The following is a 25,603-nucleotide window of genomic DNA, read 5'->3' on the forward strand; positions in this document are numbered from 1 at the left end:
TTAATGGACATGAAAATCACGCGCTGGGTTAGCGCGTGGAGGTATGTAGATCAGTGTAGTGCCCTGTAAACCGGGGGACGGGTGATTTGGCGGTGGGGTGGAGGGGGATTTACACAGCGGGTGACCAGCCGTCGTATTGCAGGGCGAACTCTTGTGCCGGGCCCTGGCTCACCGTTGCAGTGACGGGGGCATTAAAGTGCATCCCTGAAACGGTGAGTTTGTCGGTTGCTACCCGCTCAAGCAGGCGTTTGCGGGTGGCTGCCGCAGCAACGGGATCGCTGTCAAAGGCGATGGTCACCTCCGGGTGTTCAACCTGGATATGCGGGAAATGGACAATATCGCCCCAGATAAGCAGTGACGCTTTCTCATCGCCAACAACGTAGCCGCTGTGGCCGGGGGTATGGCCAGGCAGGGCCACGGCCTGGATCCCGGGCAGGATATCTTCCTGACGGAACGGCACCAGCTTCTCGTCGTATGCCGCGAAAGCGTTTTGCGCCAGGGAGAATGAGGGCTTAAACCCATCCGGGGCGCTGGCCTGCACGGTTTTATTCCGCCAGAACGCCAGTTCATCCTGATGGACAAACAGCCGTTCAACATTGCGGAAATGCGGCGTCTGCAAGGGGCCCGCCAGACCCCCAATATGGTCGGGGTGCGCGTGGGTGAGCAAGATCGTATCGATCTGCAACGGATCGATACCCGCCGCCGCCAGCGCCACGGGCAAACGTCCGCCCCACCCTTTAAAATTCCCCGCTCCGCTGTCGACCAGGATGGTCTGCTCACCGTTCTGAACCACATAGACGTTGATGTTCATCCGTGGCAGCACAGAGACGCCGCGCCGTTGCAAAACGGCCTCAGCCTGTGACCCGGTGATCCCGGATAACAGCTCAAATGAAGCGTCGAGATAGCCATCGCTGAGCATAGTGACCACCATATCGCCCACTTTTTTGCGATTGACTGCAGGGGCCTGCATAGTATGAACAGGGGACATGTCATTACCTCTTTTGGTTGAATGACATCAGCATAAGTATTTGGTGATGCGCTAAAAAGTGGCGTTTTCGTATTACACTGTTATCACATAAGAAACAATCCCACCCGGAAGGCGGAAACGATGAGCGCCAGGATGTTCGAGCTGATGAACATATTTGTAGAGGTTGCCGAACAGGGCAGCTTTACGCGGGCGGCGGACAGGCTGCAGCTTCACCGCCCTGCCGTCACCAAAGCCCTGCAACAACTGGAAGACGAACTGGGGGCAAAACTCCTGCACCGGACCACCCGCAAAATCAACCTCACCTCTGAAGGGGAACTGTTTTTCCAGCGTGCAAAAGTCCTGCTGCATGAGGTGGACGACGTGCTGGATTCTTTCTCACCTACCCGCCCGCCGCGTGGCCGGCTTCGCGTCGATACCCCGCTTTCGCTTGCCCATGCGGTGCTGATCCCTGCGCTGTCCGGGTTTCAGGAAAAATACCCGGAGATTGAACTGGAGTTGACCTCCTCCGATCACCGCGTCGACATGGTGGCGGAAGGGATTGACTGCGTGATCCGTCTTGGGGAGTTGCAGGACTCCACGCTTATCTCCCGACGTCTTGGGGATGCACGCCTGGTGACCTGCGCCTCTCCCGCCTATCTGGAAAAATACGGCACCCCTTCTACACCTGACGAACTCGCGGGACATAAAGCAATAATGTTCTTTTCCGGCCACAGCCGTGCGGTGATGGACTGGCGTTTTGTGCAGGACGGTACCCCGGTGATCGTGCGTCCCGCCAGAACCATGCTGGTCGATAATTCCGATATTTTGCTCTCCTGCGGGCTGTCGGGGCTGGGTATGTTACAGGGGATCCATGCAGTTCTGGCTCCGCATCTCCGGGCTGGCGCGCTGGTTGAGGTGCTTGCCGGCTATACCACCGTCACCAAGCCCATCTCGGTGCTCTATCCCGACCGACGCTATCTGGCGCCTAAAGTGCGGGTCTTTATCGACTGGTTAAGCGAACTCTTTACCGAACAATCAGCGCAGTTAACCGGATTGTTACCCATAAAGAAACAGTGAAGTTCCGATAGCGCGGTTTTTCCCTCGAATGTTGCCCGGTACAGTTTGTTCATCAGACAGTCCGTTAAGTCATTCGAGGTGAAAAATGTCAAAAGTTGTTGTGTTTAACCAGACGGGTAGCGCAGATGTGCTCGAACTTCAGGACGTTACCGTGCCCGCCCCGTCGGCGGATGAGGTACAGATTGCGGTTCACGCCATCGGCATTAACCGGGCTGAGATCATGTATCGCACCGGTCAGTATGTCATCGAGCCACAGTTCCCGGCTCGCCTCGGCTATGAAGCTGCCGGAGTGGTGAAATCCGTCGGAACCAACGTCACCGAATTTAGCCCTGGCGACAGGGTGAGCGTGATCCCTGCCTTTTCGTTCAGCGTCTATGGCATGTACGGCGAAGTCGTGAACGCACCGGCACACGCCGTAGTGAAACATCCCGAGAACCTTAGCTTTGAACAGGCTGCTGCCAGTTGGATGATGTACGTCACCGCTTTTGGTGCCCTGGTCGAGTACGGCGAGGTGAAAAAAGGGGATTATGTTCTGATCAACGCCGCCTCCAGCAGCGTCGGGCTGGCGGCCATTCAAATAGCGAGAATGCGCGGTGCCCTTCCTGTCGCCATGACGCGCACAAGCGATAAGCGCGCCCTGCTGCTGGAGGCAGGTGCCGCTGCGGTGGTCGCCAGTCAGGAGCAGAATGTGGCTGATGAGCTAAACCGCATTACGGAGGATAAAGGGCTGCAGATGGTCTTTGACCCGGTAGGCGGCCCAGGCGTGGGGGACATTGCGAAGGTGATGTCTGACGGCGCCGTGTTCTTCCAGTACGGTGCGCTGGACAGCCGCGATCTCTCGGTGCCGGTGTTCGCGATCCTCGGCAAACATCTGACCTTCCGCGGGTATGAGCTTTTTGAGATCACCACCAACGCCGACAAAATGGCGCGAGCAAAAGCCTTTGTCAGTGACGGGTTACGCAGCGGAGCGCTTAAGCCGCTCATCGACAAAACCTTTCCGCTGGAACAGATTGCTGATGCACAGCGGTATATGGAGTCGAACGGCCAGGTAGGGAAGATTGTGGTGACGGTGTGAGGTTTTAAACCAGCCGGGTGGCGGCTGCGCCTTACCCGGCCTGGGGGCTCGGAGTTAGTTTTGCCGGGTGGCGGCTGCGCCTTACCCGGCCTACGGTTCGGGGGGTGGTTTTGCCGGGTGGCGGCTTCGCCTTACCCGGCCGGGGGGTTCGGGGCGGGTTTTGCCGGGTGGCGGCTTCGCCTTACCCGGCCTACGGGTGCGGGTGTGGTTCGTGCAGTTGTAGGCCGGGCAAAGCGAAGCTGCCGCCCGGCGATACCCGCTCACCTGACCACTACCACCCGTATATCATTCACGTTGGTTAACGTCGGGCCGGTCACCAGCAGATCCCCCAGCGCAGCGAAGTAGCTGTAACTGTCGTGTCCGCGCAGCATCGCCTTCGCATCCAGCGCGGTGCGCGACAGCGTATCCGGTGTGACGATGGCCCCTGCGGCATCCTCGGTGCCGTCGATACCGTCGCTGTCCCCCGCGATGGCGTAGATCCCCTCCTCGCCCTTCAGCGCGCAGGCCAGCGCCAGCAGGAACTCGGTGTTGCGCCCGCCGCGCCCGCAGCCGGTGTCGCCGATGGTCACCGTGGTCTCGCCGCCGCTCAGCAGCACCGCCGGGCCTTTCACCGGCAGGCCGTACTGCTTCATGGATTTCGCGATCCCGGCCATCACAATCCCCAGTTGGGCGCTTTCGCCCTCTAGCGCATCGCCCAGAATCAATGGGGTGTAGCCCATCCGCCGGGCCACCTCTGCTGCGGCGGCCAGCGCCCCGGACGGCGTGGCGATCAGGCGGATATCCTCGTCAATGTCCGCAGGCGTCACCGGCGCGCGCGGGGTTCGCATCACCCGCATCACCGGATCCGGCAGATCCAGACCGTAGCGGGCGATAATCTCCAGCGCCTCTTCGGTTGTTGAGCTGTCCGCCACCGTCGGGCCAGAGGCGATGCTCTGGGGATCGTCGCCAGGCACGTCGCTGATGATAAGCGTGATCACCCGGGCGGGTCTGGCGGCCAGCGCCAGGCGGCCGCCTTTAATGTCAGAGAGCTGCTTGCGAACGGTATTCATCTCCTTGATGGTCGCCCCGCTCTTCAACAGCGCCTTGTTCACCGCCTGCTTGTCGGCAAGCGTGATCCCCTTACGCGGTAGCGCCAGCAGCGACGAGCCCCCGCCGGAGATCAGCGCGATGACGCAGTCGTCGGCGGTAAGGTTTTTCACCTGCTCCATCATCAGCATCGAGGCCACTTCGCTCATCGCATCCGAGACCGGGTGCGCCGCCTCGACGATGCGGATTTTTTGCGTCGGGGCCGCGTGACCGTAGCGGGTCACTACCACACCCTGCAGATCCACATCCGGCCAGGCGGCCTCCAGCGCGGCAGCCATGGCGGCGCTGGCTTTCCCGGCCCCGACCACAATGCAGCGTCCGCGCGGTTTCTCCGGCAGAGCTTTGATAAGCGCTTCATGGGGATCGGCACTCTTCACTGCCGCCATGAAGATCTCAGTAAGCGCCCCTCTCAGGGCGCTGTCGTCGTGTTGATCCATAGGTCAGCCTTCTGCGATGGCGCGGATCACCGCCTGGGTGACCTCGCGGGTATTGGCCGTGCCGCCCACGTCCGGGGTCATGATCCCCTCGGCGCAGACCTGCTCCACGGCGGTCATCAGACGGGCGGCGGCTTCGGCTTCGCCCAGATGCTCCAGCATCTGCGCCGCGGTCCAGAAGCTGGCGACAGGGTTGGCGATGCCCTTGCCGGTGATATCAAACGCCGAGCCGTGGATCGGTTCGAACATCGACGGGAAGCGGCGCTCCGGGTCGATATTAGCGGTCGGCGCCACCCCCAGGCTGCCCGCCAGGGCGCCTGCCAGATCGGAGAGGATGTCGGCGTGCAGGTTGGTGGCCACGATGGTGTCCAGCGACTCCGGGTGCAGGGTCATTCGGACGGTCATGGCATCCACCAGCATTTTGTCCCAGGTGACATCCGGGAACTCACGGGCGACTTCGGCGGCGATCTCATCCCACATCACCATCCCGTGACGCTGGGCGTTGGACTTGGTCACCACGGTTAACAGCTTTCGCGGACGCGTCTGCGCCAGACGGAAGGCATAGCGCATGATGCGCGTCACCCCGGTGCGGGTGAAAATCGCCACCTCGGTGCCCACCTCTTCCGGCAGACCGCGGTGCGCCCGCCCGCCGTGACCGGAGTATTCCCCTTCCGAGTTCTCACGCACAATCACCCAGTCGAGGGTGCCCGGCACCGCCTTTCGCAGCGGAGACTGAATGCCCGGCAGGATTTTGGTCGGTCGCACGTTGGCGTACTGGTCGAAGCCCTGGCAAATCGGCAGACGCAGCCCCCAGAGGGTGATGTGGTCCGGCACGTCCGGGGCACCCACAGCGCCAAAGTAGATGGCATCAAAAGCTTTTAACTGCGCCAGTCCGTCCTCCGGCATCATCACGCCGTGGGTTTTGTAATAGTCCGAACCCCATTCAAAGGTGTGTACCGAGAAACGCATATTTCCCTGACGCTGCGCCAGCGCATGTAACACCTCTATCCCTGCGGTGATCACTTCCGGACCGATACCGTCTGCGGGGATGGCTGCAATCGCGTAATCTTTCATCTGTGTTTCCTTTAATTAATGTTTTGACTGAACTAAGGGTTCGCTGGTCTGGGTTTTACGGCTGGATGCCGACAGCCAGAGCACAACAAGCGAGGAGAGGATCAGTAACCCGGCGACAAACCACAGCCCCCAGGTGTAACTGCCGGTGTGCTGCTTAATCAGGCCAATCATGAACGGGCCGACAAAGCCGCCGAGATTGCCGAGTGAGTTGATGGTGGCGATACCTGCAGCCGCCGCTGAACCGGAAAGGAACAGCGTTGGCATGCTCCACAGCGGCGGTTTAGAGGCGCTGATGCCGCAGTTAACGATGGTCAGGGCCAGGATCACGCCGACGATGCTTGCCGTACTGCCCGCCATAAACAGCCCGGCAGCAGCCACGATGCAGGCGGCAATCACGTGCCACGAGCGTTCGCCGGTTTTGTCCGAATGACGCGCCCAGAGCACCATCGCCACCACCGCAATCACCGCCGGAATAGCGTTCAGCAGGCCGACGGTCATGGAGGAGACGCCGAGGGTTTTGATGATCTGCGGGGACCAGATACCCAGGGTATAGAGCCCGGCGGAGGTGCCGAAGTAGACCAGGGAGAGCGCCAGCACGCGTTTATCCAGCAGCCCTTTCCAGACGCTGTGCTGCGCCGTGGCCTGTTTCGCCGCCTGCTCCCGTTGCAGGGTGCCAATCAGCCAGCCGCGCTCCTCTTCGCTGAGCCATTTCGCTTTTTCCGGGCGGTCGGTCAGCCAGAACAGCACCACCACGCCGAGGATCACCGCCGGAACCGCTTCCAGAACAAACATCCACTGCCAGCCGGCAAAGCCCATCATGCCGTGCATCTCCAGCAGCGCGGCGGAGATCGGCGAGCCGAGCGCGGTGGAGATGGGGGCCGCCGCCATAAAGATGGCTGTGACCTGGGCGCGCTTCTGTGCCGGGAACCAGTAGCTTAAGTAGAGGATGATCCCCGGGAAGAACCCGGCTTCCGCCACGCCGAGCAGGAAACGCAGGGTATAGAAGCTGGTGGTGCCCTGAACAAAGGCCATGCCACCGGAGACCAGCCCCCAGGTGATCATCACCCGCGCAATCCAGATGCGCGCCCCGACCTTGTGCAGGATGAGGTTGGAGGGAACTTCAAACAGGAAATAGCCGAGGAAGAAGATCCCGGCCCCAAAGCCAAACACCGCCGGAGAGAATCCGAGGTCGGCATTCATGGTGAGCGCCGCGAAACCGATGTTCACGCGGTCAAGGAAGGCGATGAAGTACAACAGCATGATGAAGGGCACGATGCGCAAGGTGATTTTGCGCATTACCCGTTGTTCGATTGTGCAGGTCATGTGAGGTGTTCCTCATAATTATTTTGTAGGGTACGCAGTCGGGCTGCTTTGATGAGTATGCTGATATTTCTTGCATGATCATGCGCATCGGTTTATACAAAAAAATGCAATAATCACGAGCGAGCCAAAATGGAACTACAACACCTGCGCTGTTTCCTGGCGGTGGCAGAGACCCTGCATTTCGGCCAGGCGGCACAGCGGCTGGATATGCTGCCCTCCGCCCTGGGAAGAAACATTCGTCTTTTAGAAGAGGCACTTGGCACGCGTCTGTTTACCCGATCGACCCGCCGGGTGGCGCTCACCGAGAACGGCGTCCTGCTGCGGGAAGAGGCGCGAAAACTGCTCGCCCATGCCGACGCGATTATGTTGCAATTTCGTCAAAATCCGCGCCGCTCGCAGCCGCTTTTACGCGTCGGAACCATCGACAGTGCGGCCATCGGTTTACTTCCCGGGCTGCTGCAGCTGTTCCGCCAACACTACCCGGAGGTGGAGATCCAGCTGTTCGAGGATAAGACGGTGCATCTGCTGCCGAAGCTGAAAAGCGGCAGGCTGGATCTGGTGTTTATCCGCCCGCCGGCCCAGCTCGACGTGCAGTTTGGCCGGGCGTTTTTGTGCAACGAGCCGGGTATCCTGGCCCTGCCCGCCAGCCACCCGTTTGCGGAGCGCGACGCGGTGGATATCGTCGAGCTGGAAGGGATGCCGATGATCCTGCCCGAGCGGCGCTCGCGCCCGCACAGCCATGACCTGACCATGAATCTGTTCCATCACGCTGGCATTGAGGTGACAGTGTCACAGATGGCGGATGAGAAGCAGACCATTATCAATCTGGTGGCGGCGGGAATTGGGCTGGCGATTGTGCCCGCATGGAGCAGTCGCTATCTGATGCCGGGGGTAAAGTTTGTGAAGCTGAACGGTGCCGATCGGATGGGAATGCCGCTGGAGGCGGTGTGGATGGCCGGAGCCCAGGATGAGATTCGGGATAATATGCTATTGATGCTTGACGAGCATCCGGAGTTGTATGTTTAGCACCGTGCGGTATGTTTGCCGGGCGGCGCTGCGCTTGCCCGGCCTACGGGTTCCGTGCCCGTGTAGGCCGGGCAAGGCGTAGCCGCCACCCGGCAAATCCAGGCTGCGGCCTGAACCCGGGAAACACTCCTCGTGATAGAACCGCACACTAATATCCCATTTCCCTATAAGCTTCATTGGTTTTTAAAAAAAACGCTAAGCAACCTGTACTAATAAACCCGACGAAAGGGATGAAGATACTCGCAATAAGCCCCAAAAGAGATAGCGGGTCATTTTTATCTGAGAAACTAATGTGATACGCAAAGAGTGAAATTACACAGAAAAATGCAGCCATAACCGAAGGCATAATTGGAGTACTCCAGTTCCCCCATTCGAGGTTTGCAGGGATACTGGTCTTCTGGGAAGAAAGCGCAGTAATACTAAATTTGTTTTTTTCTGAAGAAGCTACCAACTGCTCCCCTTGGGCATATTTTACCGCATCTGCGGCCATCGCCAGCGCCAGCCATCGATACCCGACACTCTTTTCACCGAAAGAGGCATCTACATCCAACCGCGCCGCTGCCAGCCCCCTTTCATCCAGAGCCTGCATTAACGGGTATTTCTCAGTGCGCGACAGACCAGTATGCCAGAGCGTTTTCGGTGTAAGTACCGATCCTGCCTCCAGATAGACAGGCATTTTTTCCTCAACGTCTGCCACACCGGCCATGGGCTGATACATATAAACCGGTTTTTCACCTTCTACCCGGACATAATGATTGGTTAGCAGGTATGCACTCGCATTTTCCATCCGCTTTGATTCGCGGTCTTCTTCATGCAAATCAACAATAACGATTAACCGGTTTTCAACCCTGTAATCCGACAGGTTGACCCACTTGTTGATAAGCGAGTAATCGGGGCATTCCGTACTGTACTCAATGTTGCAGGTATTGGTAGGAACCACACCTAACCGTTCCAGCGAGCGTTTCAATTCGTCAACGCAAGCTTCATTCCCCCCGCAAACCCAGACTACGACTTCAAGAACGCGATAATTATTTCCCTTTAGCTTTTCAGCCATTGGGGCCAGTAGACGGTTAAATATCTGTTCATTACGGGTCTGGTCGAACGACGCTTCCAGCTGAATTTTAACCGGTGTTTTTGGTGCAAGCGGAAACTCCCCTTCCAGCTTCAACATATTTAGCGCCGGATGTTCCAGCGGAGTAATTGCAGACCAGGATGCAATAGCTATATTTTTCCGGGCATAGGTTTGTAAATTAATTTCCCGTTCTTTTGCAATGAATTTACGGGTTTCAAAATAGTGAATACTGGCGTTATGAAACATGAAGGCTGTATAAACCAATACAGAAACCAGGCAGATGGGAAGAATAACTGAAGGCACAAAAAAAATGCCCGTAACATGTTCCTTTTCAGGCCAGGTTAATGCTCTGATCAACAGACCCACCCCAGTGGCAACAACATATAAGGCAATAATAACCGCGACGGGCACATCTGTATCTGCGTCTGGCTGTTTAGGGTATAACCACCACGCTTTCATCACGAAGCCCCCGCAACAGGCAAGGTACTTTTGATTTCGCAGCTACAGGCCGCATGACAACCATCCACCACAACCCCTCTGCCGTGCATAGTCCAGGTGGGATGACATTCATTGATAGGAAAAGTCCCTTTGTGCGTCGGGCATTGCACAAAATCACCTCTCAGGGCCACGGGCTTACCCATAAAGTCTGCACCAGAGGCTGTTGTTACCTTTCCACCGCTTACCAGCGGGTCATTTAATCGAATTATACCTTTCATTATTTTTATCTCCTTATTGTCCTGCATCCATGTCGCAGCGCATACGATCCCAGCCTGTGTAGCCTTTAACTTCAGGTACTTTGTCGGGTAGGCCTTGCCAGTTCGTCTTAAATTGCTGTGTACTGTTTTCAAGTCCTTGCTTAGTCATGTAGATCATCCCCCATGACCACCCAGGTGAGCGTGGCTCTAGCTTCCCATTTACTGTGCTTCCCATACCATCATCCACGGTAAATTTAATCCCCGGCCCACCAGGCAGTATGCGCGGATCTTCAAACGGCTTTGACGACATATAGAGCCGATGTTTGGTCTGCAAAAAGCCCTGATCGTTGACAACGGTAAAAGATACGGCATCTTCGGCAGGCGCTCTGTTATCCCCGTTCGGTTCATTATGTCCGGGAGCAAAGCCAACCGCCCTCCAGGTTTCGCCATAATCTTTCGAAACAAGGAATCCATCTACCTCCCAGTTTGGGATAGAAATATAACGTTCTGAAGGATGAATAAATTTGCGGGTGAATATTCGATAAAACTGAAAGTAAGGCTGTGAATGAATGCCCCGCTTTGTATCGGTATACCAGAGTTCCCCTTCACAACCCCAGCCCTTAAGCTCCAGGTAACGATGATCATCAAACCGATAAACTACCTGCGTCGGCGGCTCTTTCGCGAAGCTATTAGAAGTCAGTAAAATAGTGGCCACTGCGAAAACAATACAAAGTCCTTTCATTATTTATCGCCCCGCATCCATGTCACAGCGCATACGATCCCAGCCGGTGTAACCCTTCACTTCAGGAACTTTGTCGGGTAAGCCTTGCCAGTTCGTCTTGAATTGCTGTGTACTGTTTTCAAGTCCTTGCTTAGTCATGTAGATCATCCCCCACGACCACCCTGGTGAGCGTGGCTCTAGCTTCCCATTTACTGTGCTTCCCATACCATCATCCACGGTAAATTTAATCCCCGGCCCACCAGGCAGTATGCGCGGATCTTCAAACGGCTTTGACGACATATAGAGCCGATGTTTGGTCTGCAAAAAGCCCTGATCGTTGACAACGGTAAAAGAGAGAACATCTTCATAGGGCGCATAATCATCCCCATTCGGTTCATTATGACCTGGCGCAAAGCGCACACCTGTCCAGGTTTTTCCATAATCCTTCGATACGCGAAAGCCATCTGCGCCCCAACCAGTTATTGCAATATAACGTTCTGAAGGATGGATAAATTTTCGGGTAAATAGACGATAAAATTGCGAGAAAATTTGTGAACGAATCTTTTTTCGGGTGTCTGTATACCAGAGTTCGCCTTCGCAATCCCAGCCTTTCAGCTCAAGGTAACGATGATCATCAAACCGATAAACCACCTGCGTAGGTGGTTCTTTCGCGAAACTATCAGCAGTCAGTAAAATAGTGGCCACTGCGAAAACTATACATAGTCCTTTCATGCTCAATCCTTAAGCCAACTGGCTGTCACTTTTAGGTTTTGGCATTTCCCATTGCAATAACTTCACTTCCTGGAAGTCTTCCAACCTGACAATACCCATATCAATATTCCTTGGATTACGTACACGCGGCCGGATACCGGCAAAATCATTCTCCACACCGTAAATACCTTTAGGCAGCACTTCATCTGGTTTATTCATTAAGTTTTTTGTCGAGACATCTGGCAGTCGTCCGGAACGATAATATTCTTTAGCAGCAGGAAATCCATTTAAAGGATCTCGCCAGTCTGCACGATGCAACAACTCTTCCCAGAACTTCCCGGCTTTATAATCAAACGATTTGCACTGTCCAATCGCCAGGTCAAAGGCCATCGCCTGAGACGGCGCAAATTCACTCATCACAATGGAAGAGTGCTGGCTGTACCCTACCGGATCCGTTTTCTGCCACTCTTTTTCCAGCTCTTCACGGGTTTTTAACCAGGTAACAGACAGCACCGGGTACTCTTTTGAACCCGTAACCTTCCCTTCAATGACTGTGTGTTTCCGGGCAATACTTTCAATCTCAAGTTCATCGCGCGTTAAGACATGCCCCGGTTTCCAGCTAATACGCTGATAGCTGTTGAGCATATACATTGCACAGTCCGTGCGCTTAATAGCGCTGGCTTTGGCGGAATAGGAGATGTAAGCGTCCGGACTATCCGGATCGATATAATAGGTATAGGGTTTGTCACTGGTTTTTGGATCTTTATCAGGACGGTTATCCTGCCCCTGGAGTTTAAACGTAAACGGCTCCGGTAATTCCTCGCCGTTAATGACCACATCACGAAAGTTATAACTGCTGTTCGTCAGGAATGCATATTCTGCATCCCCCTCCTTTTGTGGCGGTAACTTAAAAGGATTTGCGTCCGGGGCTTTTCCCACCTCACCGTGCTGGTAAAAGACGCGCTGATACAGATTAGGAATATCACGGGCTATTTTCTGAGGGATGCCCCGCCAGCCGAACCCCTGCACATTCTCCAGCGACACGACGCCGTCGTTCGGGCAAAAATAGTTGTACACCTTGCCGTCATTGCTCCGGCCATACCGGTCATCGGTTCGCAGCGGGTTATCGGAAGGTTTACGCAGGGTACAGGAGGCTTCCAGCGCCAGTAATTCATCCTCTGACATTTTTCCGCCACCTTTCCATTTCGTATACATAAGGTTGCAGAAGTTTTTGAAGGTTTTCTGTCTGGCCGCGTTGGTCTGCTGATATCCGGGCTGCATGTTTTCAGCCACGCGCGATTCCAGCGAATACGGGGAATGGTTAAGAATGACACAGTTAACCGGATCATATCCGGCTTGTTTCACCAACATATTTGCCAGCATAGTGATGATAGTTCCCTGGCTATGAGCAACTACGTTAATCACATCCTTCTCTGTGACAGGCTCACTTCGTATCTGAATAATCAAATCCGCCAGTCGTTGAGCGGCAAAAAACTGATAAATGCGGTGCGGGTTTTCATAAATGGGATGCGTAAAGTCACCTCCATTGAAGTGCAAAGACGCAAATCCCGCTGCGGCCACACCGAACCCACCCGCACCCGGCCCTAACATATCCGGGATAGTGGTGGTGGCATTAGCAAAGGTCCCGCCATTTTTGGCAAAGTGCATATCGAGAACATTTTTGAAGTTATCGTTCTGGTACTTAAACGGCCCTTGTCCGTCATTACCCAGCGCCTTTTTATTCTCCAGGTTATGTTCCTGATACGCATCATAGGGCAGACGGGCGTTATCACTCAGCTTGCCGACCTCTTCCCGATAGCGCTTCTGGTCTTCCCGGTAGTCGTCAAATGTCACCGGTTTATATCCCCAGTAAAACGGGATTATGGGTGAACGACCCGGAGCGGTGATTCGGTAGTCTTTCCATTCGTGGGCGTAAAAATCCTGCCGGTTAAGCCGTTTCCCCAGTCCCTGAAGAATTCCCCTCTCCTGATTCTGGTAGGCCTCCCCCACGTCGTTCACACCGTGAACCAGAATCACAATGCCCGGCATCGGGCGCGGCACCCCGACACTTCGCGTCTGGGCAACTTCGCCCAGACTTTTATGTACCGGAATATCGCCCTCCGAAACCACCCTCGGGGCGTAGGGTCTGGTCTTTGTCTCCTTCATTCCATTAGCTCCATTTTATAACTGTCGAGATCGTCAGCATCGAGCAACGTTGAATGGCCGTTGCTGTCCGTGATGCCTTCCAACATCAGGCCCGACGCATTTGTCAGCCTGAATTTTTTATTAGCCAGAATTTGCTCCGGGTCATCCCCCGCGTGCAGCCTGTAGCGCAGCTTGAAGGCGCCCTTTTCAAAGGATGCCGGTTGTCCCGACACACTTTCAGGACCGTCGTATTTCAGGCTCGGGGCTTTCAGTTCAATTCCGGTGGGCGAGAAGATCGTGACCAGTCCATTTGGGCTGATGCGGATCCCGCCCCCGCCGCAGACAAACTGCATGCCCTCTCTGGCACTGCCGTTCATCTTCCCGGCGGTGCTGGTTAGCGTGAAATCCTGCTGTGACAGCAGGTGCATTTCGCCGCGCTGCGCCTGGGTTGTGATATCCCCCGCTCCGGCAATCATCTGAATCCCGACTTTGCGGGCAAACAGGGAGATTTTTTCCCCCACGGCCAGCGAGAATTTTTTCACCACATTCACGCTGGCATCGCTGCCTGCCGTGGCAATCAGGTCTTTCCCGGCAGACACTTGCAGACAGTCCGGCGTGATCTGCGCAATGCCATTTTCGCCATACGCCAGAATGCCGGGTTGTGAGAGGTGACTCAGCGCCTGGCTGAGCGCATTCTGCTGGTCGGTTTCGACATTACTGGCCCCCGCCGTCAGCGCACTTTGTTGCAGGGTCATCGCCAGCGTCAGGGCTTTCTCCAGTTGCGCAATAGCGGCCGCCATATCCAGCTGTTTCCCTGCTGCGCGCGGCTGGGCCTCGGTGGTGATCATCACTCCTTTGGCGGCACGCAGCGCCATCCAGTGGTCGGTACGGGCTTCCACGCCTTCTCCGCGTTTTTTTCCATCAGCATTGACCAGATGACCCAGACTTAATTGCCCTTTGCCGTACTCTGTGGAAATCTTGATATGTTCCTGACCGCGCCGGTCCTCAAGACGGATCTTATTGAAAGCGGCAGTGCGGATCACATTGCGGGTATCGTTGCGGTTGGTAACCAAATCCGGATGGCTGCCATCATGCATAACATGGGCAATAAAGGGTCGGTCCGGATCGCCGCCTTCAAAACCGATAGCCACCTCAGTGCCGTCAAGCAGCGGAAAGTGAATGCCAAAGGTGTCACCGGCATAAGCCCTGCCGAGACGTACCAGAGCGCTTTCAAACCCATCACGCTTCTCATCCAGGTCAAAGTCAAACTTCACCCGGTAGCGGCCCTGAGCATCAAGCCCGGCATAGGTTTTGTCCCCTCCGATCGCCGCGACTCTGGCAGGCACTGTCCCGGCTATCACCGGTCGGGATAAATACTTCGGGCGGTAGCTGTAGCCGTGGATGTGGGGTATGCCTGTCAGTACGGCGCGATAATGTTCTGCTCGGCTGCTACGTATAGTCATTGTGGTTATCAAAAATCCGGACCTAAACCCGTCCGGGATGGGCCCTGTGGGCTGAAACACTAAACCTGGCTGAAGCTCAGGATCGCTGGTTGTGGCTCCCAGGACATTCTGCTCGTTCAGTAGACGCTCATAGCGAAGCCGCGCGTAGAACGTGGCAGTTTCAGCCTCTTTGCCATAAAAATCCCCCTCTGCAAGATAGTTATCGGCATAGTGATAATGCTGTCCTGAGGTTACCCCCTGAGGGATATCACTCATTTCAATGGTTTTATCCGCCTGCGGCGATTGCGGATCGCGATAGTTGTAGCTGCGAACCAACGCGTTTTTGGGGATCAGCGCGTGCTGCTCCTCCAGATCGGTGATGTATTCGGCGTAACTGGTCATGCCGGAATAGCGGACATAGGGTATCGGTTTGTCGCTGAAAATATATCGGCTGTCAGAATCGCCAAAAATAACGACGGTTTCCGCCTTCACTTTTTCGTGATTCTCAAGGCGGAACCAGATCCCCACTTCCGCAAGCAATCGACAAATGAACTGTAAATCGGTTTCTTTCCACTGGATGATCATTTCCCGACGCGGGTAATCGTGGTTTAGCCGATCAAAATCGATGTTGTAGCCTTCAAAATAGCCGCTATCCTTCATCAACTTCGTGACAAGCTCCGGAACAGTCATATTCATGTACACCGCGGAGCGATAGTTTCTGTCCAGCAACGCCAGCTCGTGCTCCAGCACGCACTCATACAGCGCTTCATCGCCGGAAGATTTAAGGCGGGAAAATTTTGTGATCGTGCCATTAAGCTGTCTTACCGGCAGCCAGGGCATTTCCCCTTGCCATGCTGCTTTCGGATTCGGGGCACGCAGAATGAATTCGGCTACCTGATTAAGAACGCCATCAATGGCGATATTCTGGTCCGGACTGGTAAAGCGGATGGTATAGCGCCAGGGCTCGCTTAATCCTTCTGTTCCTGTTAATGAATGAACATCAGGAATAATGTTTTTGTTATGGGGTATATATAATAAATATCGGTTTAAGGTGGCCTGCTGCTGAACCGCTTCGGTTTTCCCTGCCATAGTCGAACATCCTTTAATAAACGGTGGGTTTATTTCATATAATAATCCCAGACCTGTCTTTAAAAAATGATTCAGCCATGCAAAATCAAATACCATAAAAATAAAAAAAGATTCACCAAATTGATATTATAAATATAATTGAATTATTGCGAGAATATAAAAAAAGCGACGTCCCACGTAATATAAATAAAAAATGAAGAATAGATTCTTTTAATCGGCAGTTCCATTCGCCGGGCGGCGCTGCGCTTGCCCGGCCTACACGGGCACGGAACCCGTAGGCCGGGCAAGGCGTAGCCGCCGCCCGGCAAAGCACTTACATCGAATAACCCGGCTTCTTAATCAGCTCATCCAGCTTCGGGCCAATCTCCGTATCCCAGACCTGCGCTTTCCAGTCCGCTTCCTGAACTTCGTTCAGGGCCACGGAGATGGAGCGATCTTTACTGTTCAAATGACGGGTGATCACCTCGGCGATATCCGCCGCCAGGGCGCTTTTTTGTTCGTCGTTCAGGTCGCGGGGAAAACATTTGATATCAACGTGTGGCATATGCAGGGCTCCTTTTGAATGTGCATTCCAGACTAGCAGAGAATGTGGTTGTCTTTTAGCACCTTGTGCAGTTTCGGGAGCTTGCACAGGCTATCGGCAATCGCCGTGATGTTCGGCGTGTTGGCGGCAAACCAGTCCGGGCGGGGTCCCCAGATGCGCATCACGCACAGGTAGCAGTCCACCAGCGTGATCTCTTCGCCAAAGGCATAGGGGGCGGCCTTCAGGTGATTATCCAGCCACAGATAGAGCGATTTACGGTATTCAATGCAGTTTTTTTGCAACTGGTCAGGCGCATCCGGCGCCCAACGCTCCGGGTAATCCGCATAGGTAAAAGTGGGATAAACGTTAGCGACCAGCCAGATCAGCAGGCGCTGAAACTGCTGACGCTCCGCGCGTCCGACCGGGGGCGCCAGCTCCGGACAGCGGTCGAGGATCATCAACGCGATCGCCGCCGTTTCCGTCATGATCTCGCCATTTTCCAGCTCGAGGGTCGGGACCTGACACAGAGGATTGAGTTTTTCCAGCAGCTCTCGCGTGGCACCCGGTTTATCGAAACCCTCGACGTCGATGAACTGATAGGGAATGTCGGCCAGGGTCAGCATCACCTCACTGATGGCTGAGCCCCAGCCCGGTACGCCATAGACTTTAATCATGCTCTCTCCACTTGCGGGTCAAAACCCTAAGTGTAGAGCAGCATCAGTAGGTGATCCCCGGCGGATTGACCACCGACTGCGCCACCGCTTCGCCCTGCTCGCCCCAGCGCGCCAGCACCTGCTGGTATTCACCCCGCTGGATAGCCCCGTCCAGCGCGGCCTGTAAGGCATACACCAGCTCGTTACCCTTTTTGGTGGTGGTCGCCACATAGGCTTTTTTCGGCCCCAGCCCCACCACCTTTGTTTTGCCGGTTAGCGCCGCTTTATAGGCCGAGACCGACTGCGGGCCAAAGAACACATCCGCCCTGCCGGACTGAATATAGAGATTGCCGGAGGCGTCGTCAGTCAGGTAAACCGGTAGCGCAGGCTCACGCCCGGCGTTTTTGTTCTCCTCGTTCCAGCCCAGCAGGATGCGTTCCTGGTTGGTGCCGGACCCGACAATCACCTTCTTGCCCGCCAGATCGGCGGCGTTTTTGATCGTCTGCACGTCACTGGTGGATTTCACCGAGAAGGCCAGGTTATCGACGCGATAGGTGGCGAAATCAAACTTCTGTTTACGCTGCTCGGTCACCGCAATGTTCACCAGCGCCACGTCATAGCGCCCGGAGGTGATGCCCAGCGGCCAGTCCTCCCACGCCGTCGGCACCAGTTTGAGCTTTAAGCCGAGGCTGCCCGCCAGCAGCCGGGCGATGTCCGGGTCGCTGCCGATGCGGGTGCGGTTGTCGCTGGCCAGCAGCGCCAGCGGCGGCGAGTTGAGGGCCGAAATCGCCACGGTTAAGGTTCCCGGTTCAACAAACTTGTAGCTGGCCGGGATCTTCGCCACCGCCTGTGGGTCTACCGTCACCGGCAGCGGCTGCTCGTTGGCCTTTAAATCAATCTCCGCGTGGCTTGCAGAGGCCACCAGTAACAACGCCAGTACTCCCTTTTTCATCTTTTCTCCTCAAAGCACTTTTGACAGGAACTGCCGCGTTCGGGCGTGGGACGGACGGTTCAACACCTCGTCGCTGCTGCCCTGCTCGACGATTTTGCCGTCGACCATAAACACCACCTGATCCGCCACTTCACGGGCAAAGCCAATCTCATGGGTCACCACCACCAGCGTAGTGCCGGAGCGGGCCAGCTTTTTGATGACGTCCAGCACTTCGCCCACCAGTTCCGGGTCCAGCGCCGAGGTCGGTTCATCAAACAGGAGCACCCGTGGGCGCAGCGCCAGAGCGCGGGCAATGGCGATCCGCTGCTGCTGACCGCCGGAAAGATGGCGCGACCAGGCGTCGGCTTTATCCCGCAGCCCCACCACGTCCAGCAGATCGTAAGCCCGCTCGATGGCCGCTTTACGGCTCAACTGTTTGTGGGCGATGGGGGCCTCAATCAGGTTCTCCAGCACCGTCAGATGCGGGAACAGGTTGAAGTTCTGGAACACGTAGCCCACGTTGACGCGCTGCTTGAGAATTGCCTTCTCCTTCAGCTCGTAGAGCGTGTTGCCCTCCCGGCGATAGCCGATGTAGTCCCCGTCAATCTGGATAAAGCCTTCATCCACGCGCTCAAGGTGGTTGATGGTGCGCAGCAACGTCGATTTACCCGAGCCGGACGGCCCGAGGATCACCGTTACCGAGCCCGGGGGGATCTCCAGAGAGACGTTATCCAGCGCCTTGTGGCGGCCAAAAAACTTGCTTACGCCGGTAATGGAAATATGTCCTTCAGGAGAGGCTTGCATGGACGGGCTCCTGTGTCGATTGGGTGGTAACGGAACGGCTGCGGGTGGCGCGGGTGCTGTTCACCGCCGAGCGGCGCTCGCTGCGGGCCAGACCGCGTTCGACCAGATGCTGAATGGCGGAGAGCACGGTGGTGATCACCAGATACCAGACGGCACCGACCATCAGTAGCGGGATCACCTCCTGGGTGCGGTTGTAGATCATCTGGATGGTGTAGAACAGCTCCGGCATCGCCAGGACGTACACCATCGCCGTGCCCTTGGCGAGGCTGATGATTTCGTTGAATCCGGCCGGGAGAATGGTGCGCAGCGCCTGAGGCAGAATGATGCGCAGGGTGCGACGCGATGCCGGTAAACCCAGCGCTGCGGCGGCTTCGTACTGGCCGTGATCGACCCCTAAGAAGCCGCCGCGAATGATCTCCGCGGTATAGGCGCTCTGCACCAGCGTCAGCCCCACCACCGCGGTGGAGAATTGCCCCAGTACGTTGATCGTTTCAAAGCTGCCCCAGGTGATGCCGGTAAAGGGCACGCCAAGGGAGAGCGTGTCGTACAGATAGGAGAAGTTGTAGAGGATGATCAGGACCACAATCAGCGGCAGGGAGCGGAACAGCCAGATATAGCCCCACGCCAGGCTGCTCAGCAGCCACGAGGAGGAGAGCCGCGCAAGCGCCAGCATGCCGCCGATCACCACGCTGAGGGCGGTGCCGATCAGCGTCAGCAGCAGCGTCTGTCCCACCCCTTCGAGGATCACCGGGTCAAAGAACCAGCGGGCAAAGACCGCCCATTCCCAGCGCGGATTAAAGGCCACCGACTGGATGACCACCGCCAGGACAAACAGCGCGACAACGGCGCCAGCGGTGCGCAGCGGGTAGCGCGCCGGGACCACTTTGATGGTTTCAACGTTGCTCATTGTCGTTCCTCATGCCGATTTACTGAACGCTTCGCGTACCAGCGTTTTGGTGAAGCGCAGCCGTCCATCGAACGGCGGCTGGCTGTACTCTTCCGGGTCGCGGGACAGGTCGAACTGCGCCGCGTAGCCTTGGCTCAGGTAGAGCCGTACCGCTTCCGGCTGGCGAAAGCCGGTGGTGAGGTAGATCTGGCTGTAGCCGGCCAGCACCGCCCGCCGCTCCAGCTCCTGCACCACCCGGGCGGCAAGCCCCTGCTGACGCAGGGATTTGTCGGTCCAGATACGTTTGATCTCGGCGGTCTGCGCATCGAAAGGTTTATATGCGCCGGTGGCGATAATTTTTCCGTCGCGCTCCAGCACAATAAACAGCCCCTGAGGCGCCAGATACCACTCGGTCAGCTCCACCTCAGCATCTTTAGAGAAGTAATCGCCGTAGCGCCGCGTACTCGCCGAACAGCCCCTCGATAATGGGCTGAAGATCGGTGTCCTCCGGCGAAACGTCACGAAAAAGGTCGCTCATGAGATCTCCTTAGTCGCCGAGGCCAGCCGGGTTAACTTCTGAATTCGGGATGCGCTCCACGCCTTCACCCCAGCGGTTCAGCACCTTGTCGTAGTCGCCGTTCTTGATCACGCCGTTGAGCGCGGTCTGCACCGGCTCAGCCAGGCCGCTGCCTTTTTTCAGTGTCACGGCGATGTGCGCCGCTTTCGGCCAGCCGCCGTCCACGCTGCCCACCAGTTTGGTCTTCCCGTTCAGGGCTGCTTTCCAGGCACCAATCACGTTCGGGCCAAAGTAGGCGTCCGCGCGGCCGGACTGCAGCGCCAGCGTCTGGGCGGCATCATCCTTGGTGTAGATCGGGGTGAACGGCTTCAGCCCCTTCTTCTGGTTTTCGGCATCCCACGCCAGCAGGATCGCCTCCTGGTTGGTGCCGGAGCCCACGATGATCCGCAGCCCGGCGATGTCTTCCGCCGTCTCAAGTTTCTTGATTGGACTGGTGGATTTCACGTAGAAGCCCAGCGAGTCTTTACGGTAGGTGGCAAAGTCGAACTTCTCTTTGCGCTCTTTGGTGACGGTGATGTTGCTGATCGCCGCGTCGTATTTCCCGGACGTCACGCCCAGCGGCCAGTCCTCCCAGGAGGTCGGCACCACATTCAGCTCCAGCCCGAGGCTGTCAGCCACCAGACGGGCAATATCGGCCTCGCTGCCAATCAGGGTTTTGTTGTCATCGGCAAACACCGTCAGCGGCGGCTGGCTGAGCCCGGCAATCGCCACGGTGAATTTTCCCGGCACCACCGGCTTAAAGCTGGCCGGGAGTTGGGCGATAGCTTCCGGGTTTTTTGCGGTGTTGATCGGCGTTTTGTTGGCCTCGAGGCTCACCCCGGTGCCGTTAATATTGACGTTCTCTGCCCAGACGGCAGGAGTAAAGGCCAGCGCGAGCGCCAGAATAAGCGATGATTTTTTCATAGCAGGTTCTCTTAAGATTTCATTATTGTTGTGTGAACTGATTTACAGGCTGCTCTAACCCCAGGCTCTCACGCAGGGTGGTGCCGGGATATTCAGTGCGGAACAGGCCGCGCGCCTGCAACAGCGGCACCACCTGGTCAACAAAACGCGGGAAGGTGTCCGGCGTGCCGCCCTGGATGATAAAGCCATCCGCCGCATAGCCTTCAAACCACTGCTGCAGGCCGTCGGCCACCTGCTCTGGGGTGCCGGAAAAACGCGGGCGCGGCGAGGCGGCTTCCAGCGCCACCTGACGCAGGGTTAAGTTGCGCTCCCGGGCGTTACGTTTGATCTCGTCCGTGGTGCTGCGGAAGCTGTTTTTGCCGAGATCGCCGATATCCGGAAAGGCCTCATCCAGCGGGTACTGGCTGAAGTCGTGATGCTCGAAGTAGCGGCCAAGATAGTTCAGGGCATCGTTGATCGAGACCAGCGCCGCGGTGGTCTGGTACTGCTCCTCCACGTCGTCGGCATCGTTTCCGACAATGACGCTCACCCCCTGGAAGATGTGCAGCTCGTCATCCCGACGACCATGCTGTTTGAGCTGGCTTTTCACGTCGTGCCAGAACGCCTGGGCCTCCTCAAAGGTTTCATGATGGGTGAAGATGGCGTCGGCATGTTTCGCCGCCAGCTTTTTGCCGTCGTCAGAGGCCCCGGCCTGGAAGACGATCGGCCTGCCCTGTGGGGTGCGGCCAATGTTCAGCGGCCCGGCGACCTTAAAGAAATCACCGTGGTGATCGAGGGTGTGCAGCTTTTCAGGGTCGAAGAACTGCCCGGTCTCTTTGTTGCGCACAAAGGCATCGCCCTCCCAGGAATCCCACAGCCCTTTCACCACGTCGAGATACTCATCGGCGATGCGGTAACGCAGGGCGTGCTCGGGGTGCTTGTCGCGGGAGAAGTTCTTCGCCGACCCTTCCAGCGGCGACGTCACCACGTTCCAGCCTGCCCGGCCGTTGCTCAGGTGATCGAGGCTGGCAAACTGGCGCGCCACGGTGAAAGGCTCGCTGTAGGAGGTGGACAAGGTCCCCACCAGCCCCAGCCGTGAGGTGACGGTCGCCAGCGCCGACAGCACGGTGAGGGGCTCAAAGCGGTTGAGGAAATGCGGAATCGACTTCTCGTTGATGTACAGGCCGTCGGCGACAAAGATAAAGTCGAGCTTGCCCGCTTCGGCCTTCAGGGCCGTCTCTTTGACGAATTCAAAATTGATGCTGGCATCGGCGGGAGCCGCCGTGTGACGCCAGGCCGACATGTTCCCCGAAGCGCCGTGCAATATGGTGCCAAGACGCAGCTGTCGTGTTGCGGACATATTAACTCCTTACCCTTAAAGTTGATTCAGTGCTTTTTCCGCAAGCCGGGCGAAGTATCGCGCGGCGGGTTCGATTAAGGCTTCGTCCGGGTTAAAGGCCGGATGATGCAAACCATACTGGCTGGCGCTGCCGATGCTGACGAAGGCGCCGGGGATCTGCTGCAGGTAGACGGCGAAATCCTCCCCACCCATGTGCAGCTCGGCCTGCTGCGTTTCGTAGCCGGTCTCCCGCGCCACCGAGGTGGCAAACTCGGCCCAGGTCGCATCGTTGACCAGCGCGGTGGGCCCGGCGTACCAGGTGATATCGATCTGCGCGTTAAAGGCGCTGGCGAACCCGGCGGCGATCTCCGCCACCCGGGCCTTCACGTTCTGCTGCACTTCGGTGCGATGGGTTCTGAGGGTGCCTTCCAGCTCGACGCTTTCCGGCAGGACGTTCCAGGTGTTGCCCCCGGTAATGCGCGTCACGCTCAGCACCACCGAATCAAGCGTGTTAACGTTGCGGCTGGCGACGCTTTGCAGCGCGGTCACCAGCTGGCTGGCGATCACGATGGCGTCGTTACCTTCATGCGGGCGTGCGGCATGCGCCCCTTTGCCGGTAATGCGAAATACAAAGCGGTCGACGTTGGCGTAGAACGGCCCGCCACGGGTGGCAAAGTGCCCCACCGGCAAGCCCGGTTCGTTATGCATGCCGAAAATGGCGCTGACGTCGCGCAGGGCTCCGGCGCGGACCAGGCTTTTCGCGCCGCCGAAGTTCTCCTCCGCGGGCTGGAACAGGATCCGCACCCTGCCGTTAAGCTCGCTTTCCCGCGCTTTTAGCTTCAGAGCCGCGCCGAGGATCACGCTGGTGTGAACGTCGTGGCCGCAGGCGTGCATGACGCCGGCGCGCTGAGAGGTGAAGGCCACGCCGCTGCGCTCCTCAATCGGCAGGGCATCAATATCCGCCCGCAGGGCGATCTGTTTTTCGCCCTTGCCCACTTCTGCCACCACGCCGGTCGCCAGGTCGTAAGGCAGAACCTTAATTCCGGCATCTCCCAGCCACTGACGCAGGCGGGCGGTGGTTTCCACTTCTTCGCCGGAGAGCTCCGGGTTCTGGTGCAGCTCGCGGCGCCAGGCGATCAGCTGTTGTTCGAGGTTCATACCGCCACCTCCCGCAGTTGTCGGGCCTGGGCCAGCAGTCGCAGGGACTGCACGCGGGCCGCGCCGTCGGCGACCGGGGTATCGATGATGAACTCATCAATGCCCCACTGCTGATGCTGCGCCTCCAGCTGTTCGAGTACGGATTCGGCGGTGCCTGCCAGTAAAGACTGGGCGCGACGGGCGATACGCAGCGGCTCGCTGCCCGCCTGACGGGCAAAGGCGTAAGCCTGCTCTTCGCTGGCGACGGTTACGCGCTGGCCGTTAGCAAGCTCAACGCCCCACACTTCTACTGCGCTTGCCAGCGCTTCGGCCTGCTCCTGGGTTGGGGCCACGATGGCCTGCACCGCGACAATCACCTCCCGGGCGCTGTGGGCGCGCCAGGTGGCAATCACCTCGCGAAGCAAATCGGGATCGTCATTCAGATGGGCGGCAAAAACGAAGTCCCAGTCGAGGCTGGCGGCGAGGCGCGCGCTCTCCGTGCTGGCTCCCAGCAGGAAGCCCGCCGCAGGCACCTGCGGCTGCGGGGTGGCGCGAACCGCCTCCTCCTGTGACGTCGGGTTGATCCAGCCGTTCAGCTGTGCCAGCTGGGACGCGAAATCGCCCTTCTCCTGCTGGCTGAGGCCGAGCTGTAACGCCCGGGTCGAGAGCGGCAGACCGCCGGGCGCTTTGCCGACGCCCAGATCCACGCGACCGGGTGCGATGGCCGCCAGCAGGTTGAAGTTTTCCGCCACTTTGTACGGGCTGTAGTGTTGCAGCATTACCCCACCGGAGCCGACGCGAATACGACGCGTCTGCCCCAGGATCCAGGCAATCAGCAGCTCCGGCGACGGACTCGCCAGCTGAGGTGTGTTGTGGTGTTCGGCAATCCAGAAGCGGTGATAACCCAGGATTTCGGCCTGCTGCGCCAGGCTTAAGGTGCGCGCCAGCGCATCGGCGGCCGTTTCGTGTTCTGCGACAGGACTTTTATCCAGAATGCTGATTCGCCAGGACATGTTGCAATCTCGTTTGACTAAACATGTCGCCATTATTAAAGGGCGATTTCACCTCTGAGAAACAATTAATTTACATTTGGTTTGCCGGATTTCAGATATACAGCACTGGATTACAGCGAAGAACGTAGCCCGGCGATCAGGGCGTCGGCCTGCTGGCGGGAGGTGATGCGCACGAAGCGGATGTGGGCATAGTTCGGGTTATGCATGTCAGATTCATAGCGCGCCCGGTTGCTGCGCCAGGTTTTGATGGTCCACAGCAGGATGGAATCACGGCTAAAGAAGGAGCGGCGAAAGCTCTCCCGGTTGCCGGTACCGGGCCACAGCTCCTGCTGCGTCCAGGCGCGTTTCGCGGCGCGGGCCACCGCCTGGCGCAGGGTGCGGGCGAAGCCGTAATCCACCCACACCACCAGATCGACCTCACGCCACTTCACGGGCCGGGTGCGGTTGTAGTTGCCGTCCAGCACCCAGCCGGGGCTGGCGCTGAGGGCAGTCTCCAGCTTCGCCAAGAGGACGTCATCCGGGGTGCCCTGCCAGTCAGGGCGCCAGTACAGGGTGTCCATTTCGATACAGGGAAGCGCCAGTTCGGCGGCAATTCTGCGGGCCAGGGTGCTTTTTCCGCTGCCGCTGGTGCCAATAATATTAATTTTCATCGTTTCATCGCGGATCGGATAACGGGGTCAATATCATAATGTTTAATCAGTGTTAATGAAACGCTATTTCTGGTAGTCCGGTTTTTGTCATGGATCCATTAATTCCTTTATATTTGGCTTAAGTCGGGTTATTCCCCGCTGGCCTTTATATCTGCGCTTTGTTGATTGCATTTTTATTACATCAGATGCCGTTAACAGATAAAAAATAGTTAATTGTGACGCTATCCAACTGATTAGATTTTGTGGAGAATACGCCGTCCGTTCTTTTTAA

General features: G+C 57.2%; 21 protein-coding genes and 2 pseudogenes. 3 read left to right on the plus strand and 20 right to left on the minus strand.

Annotated features, from left to right (window positions below; all coding sequences use genetic code 11):
- Positions 1-109 precede the first annotated feature (109 nt).
- Positions 110-988, minus strand: a complete 879-nt coding sequence (locus FHN83_RS23655; RefSeq protein WP_139565137.1) for an MBL fold metallo-hydrolase — start codon at positions 986-988, stop codon at positions 110-112.
- A gap of 120 nt (positions 989-1,108) precedes the next feature.
- On the opposite strand from FHN83_RS23655, the gene FHN83_RS23660 reads away from it, so the two are divergent.
- Positions 1,109-2,044, plus strand: a complete 936-nt coding sequence (locus FHN83_RS23660) for a LysR family transcriptional regulator (RefSeq protein WP_139565138.1) — start codon at positions 1,109-1,111, stop codon at positions 2,042-2,044.
- Between the two features lie 85 nt (positions 2,045-2,129).
- Positions 2,130-3,119 carry a zinc-dependent alcohol dehydrogenase family protein gene (locus FHN83_RS23665; RefSeq protein WP_139565139.1) on the plus strand — a complete coding sequence of 330 codons (990 nt, stop codon included), beginning with the start codon at positions 2,130-2,132 and terminating at the stop codon, positions 3,117-3,119.
- A 260-nt stretch (positions 3,120-3,379) separates the two neighbouring features.
- Here the strand turns inward: FHN83_RS23665 and FHN83_RS23670 are convergent, their stop codons facing one another.
- The 3 genes from FHN83_RS23670 to FHN83_RS23680 are packed head-to-tail and all read right to left on the minus strand — an operon-like array spanning position 3,380 to position 7,036.
- Positions 3,380-4,642, minus strand: a complete 1,263-nt coding sequence (locus tag FHN83_RS23670; protein WP_139565140.1) for a glycerate kinase type-2 family protein — start codon at positions 4,640-4,642, stop codon at positions 3,380-3,382.
- 3 nt (positions 4,643-4,645) lie between these two features.
- Entirely contained in the window at positions 4,646-5,713 is a 1,068-nt protein-coding gene (locus tag FHN83_RS23675; RefSeq protein ID WP_139565141.1) for a tartrate dehydrogenase, read from the minus strand.
- A 15-nt stretch (positions 5,714-5,728) separates the two neighbouring features.
- On the minus strand, positions 5,729-7,036 hold the full coding sequence (locus FHN83_RS23680; RefSeq protein ID WP_039028697.1) for an MFS transporter: 1,308 nt from the start codon (positions 7,034-7,036) through the stop codon (positions 5,729-5,731).
- Between the two features lie 129 nt (positions 7,037-7,165).
- Here FHN83_RS23680 and FHN83_RS23685 point away from each other — a divergent pair, with 129 nt between their 5' ends.
- The gene (locus FHN83_RS23685; RefSeq protein WP_139565142.1) at positions 7,166-8,062 is read left to right on the plus strand and encodes a LysR family transcriptional regulator; all 897 of its coding nucleotides are present in this window, start codon (positions 7,166-7,168) and stop codon (positions 8,060-8,062) included.
- Positions 8,063-8,210: 148 nt separating this feature from the next.
- Here FHN83_RS23685 and FHN83_RS23690 read toward each other — a convergent pair whose 3' ends face one another.
- The 16 genes and pseudogenes from FHN83_RS23690 to FHN83_RS23770 all read right to left on the minus strand — a co-directional run bounded on the left by FHN83_RS23690 (position 8,211) and on the right by FHN83_RS23770 (position 25,332).
- On the minus strand, positions 8,211-9,593 hold the full coding sequence (locus FHN83_RS23690; protein WP_255296467.1) for a hypothetical protein: 1,383 nt from the start codon (positions 9,591-9,593) through the stop codon (positions 8,211-8,213).
- The gene (locus tag FHN83_RS23695; protein WP_419146398.1) at positions 9,593-9,877 is read right to left on the minus strand and encodes a PAAR domain-containing protein; all 285 of its coding nucleotides are present in this window, start codon (positions 9,875-9,877) and stop codon (positions 9,593-9,595) included. The genes FHN83_RS23690 and FHN83_RS23695 overlap by 1 nt, the downstream gene beginning before the upstream one ends.
- A complete protein-coding gene (locus tag FHN83_RS23700; protein ID WP_139565145.1) occupies positions 9,864-10,571 on the minus strand; it encodes a T6SS immunity protein Tli3 family protein in 708 nt (235 codons plus the stop codon). Before FHN83_RS23700 ends, FHN83_RS23695 begins: the two co-directional genes overlap by 14 nt.
- 3 nt (positions 10,572-10,574) lie before the next feature.
- The gene (locus tag FHN83_RS23705; RefSeq protein ID WP_139565146.1) at positions 10,575-11,282 is read right to left on the minus strand and encodes a T6SS immunity protein Tli3 family protein; all 708 of its coding nucleotides are present in this window, start codon (positions 11,280-11,282) and stop codon (positions 10,575-10,577) included.
- A gap of 9 nt (positions 11,283-11,291) precedes the next feature.
- Positions 11,292-13,427 (minus strand): effector protein Tle3 domain-containing protein, encoded by a 2,136-nt coding sequence (locus FHN83_RS23710; RefSeq protein WP_139565147.1) that lies wholly within the window; start codon positions 13,425-13,427, stop codon positions 11,292-11,294.
- Positions 13,424-15,937: a type VI secretion system Vgr family protein gene (locus FHN83_RS23715; RefSeq protein WP_139565148.1), complete on the minus strand. Its 2,514-nt coding sequence runs from the start codon at positions 15,935-15,937 to the stop codon at positions 13,424-13,426. The genes FHN83_RS23710 and FHN83_RS23715 overlap by 4 nt, the downstream gene beginning before the upstream one ends.
- A gap of 313 nt (positions 15,938-16,250) precedes the next feature.
- Entirely contained in the window at positions 16,251-16,481 is a 231-nt protein-coding gene (gene pptA / locus FHN83_RS23720; protein WP_138369011.1) for a tautomerase PptA, read from the minus strand.
- 32 nt (positions 16,482-16,513) lie between these two features.
- A complete protein-coding gene (locus tag FHN83_RS23725) occupies positions 16,514-17,134 on the minus strand; it encodes a glutathione S-transferase family protein (RefSeq protein ID WP_039028694.1) in 621 nt (206 codons plus the stop codon).
- Positions 17,135-17,177: 43 nt separating this feature from the next.
- A complete protein-coding gene (locus FHN83_RS23730) occupies positions 17,178-18,065 on the minus strand; it encodes a transporter substrate-binding domain-containing protein (RefSeq protein ID WP_139565149.1) in 888 nt (295 codons plus the stop codon).
- Between the two features lie 9 nt (positions 18,066-18,074).
- The gene (locus tag FHN83_RS23735) at positions 18,075-18,848 is read right to left on the minus strand and encodes an amino acid ABC transporter ATP-binding protein (RefSeq protein WP_139565150.1); all 774 of its coding nucleotides are present in this window, start codon (positions 18,846-18,848) and stop codon (positions 18,075-18,077) included.
- Positions 18,832-19,755 (minus strand): amino acid ABC transporter permease, encoded by a 924-nt coding sequence (locus FHN83_RS23740; RefSeq protein ID WP_138369014.1) that lies wholly within the window; start codon positions 19,753-19,755, stop codon positions 18,832-18,834. The genes FHN83_RS23735 and FHN83_RS23740 overlap by 17 nt, the downstream gene beginning before the upstream one ends.
- A 9-nt stretch (positions 19,756-19,764) precedes the next feature.
- Positions 19,765-20,272: pseudogene (locus FHN83_RS23745) on the minus strand (GNAT family N-acetyltransferase).
- Positions 20,273-20,281: 9 nt separating this feature from the next.
- Positions 20,282-22,553, minus strand: a pseudogene (locus FHN83_RS28720) (NtaA/DmoA family FMN-dependent monooxygenase).
- A gap of 15 nt (positions 22,554-22,568) precedes the next feature.
- Positions 22,569-23,690, minus strand: coding sequence for a M20 peptidase aminoacylase family protein (locus tag FHN83_RS23760; protein ID WP_139565152.1), 1,122 nt, complete (start codon positions 23,688-23,690; stop codon positions 22,569-22,571).
- The gene (locus tag FHN83_RS23765) at positions 23,687-24,682 is read right to left on the minus strand and encodes an LLM class flavin-dependent oxidoreductase (RefSeq protein WP_139565153.1); all 996 of its coding nucleotides are present in this window, start codon (positions 24,680-24,682) and stop codon (positions 23,687-23,689) included. Before FHN83_RS23765 ends, FHN83_RS23760 begins: the two co-directional genes overlap by 4 nt.
- A gap of 110 nt (positions 24,683-24,792) precedes the next feature.
- Positions 24,793-25,332, minus strand: a complete 540-nt coding sequence (locus FHN83_RS23770; RefSeq protein WP_139565154.1) for an adenylate kinase — start codon at positions 25,330-25,332, stop codon at positions 24,793-24,795.
- Positions 25,333-25,603 lie beyond the last annotated feature (271 nt).

The sequence above is a fragment of the Leclercia adecarboxylata genome (genome assembly GCF_006171285.1).
Lineage (GTDB): Bacteria > Pseudomonadota > Gammaproteobacteria > Enterobacterales > Enterobacteriaceae > Enterobacter > Enterobacter barmai.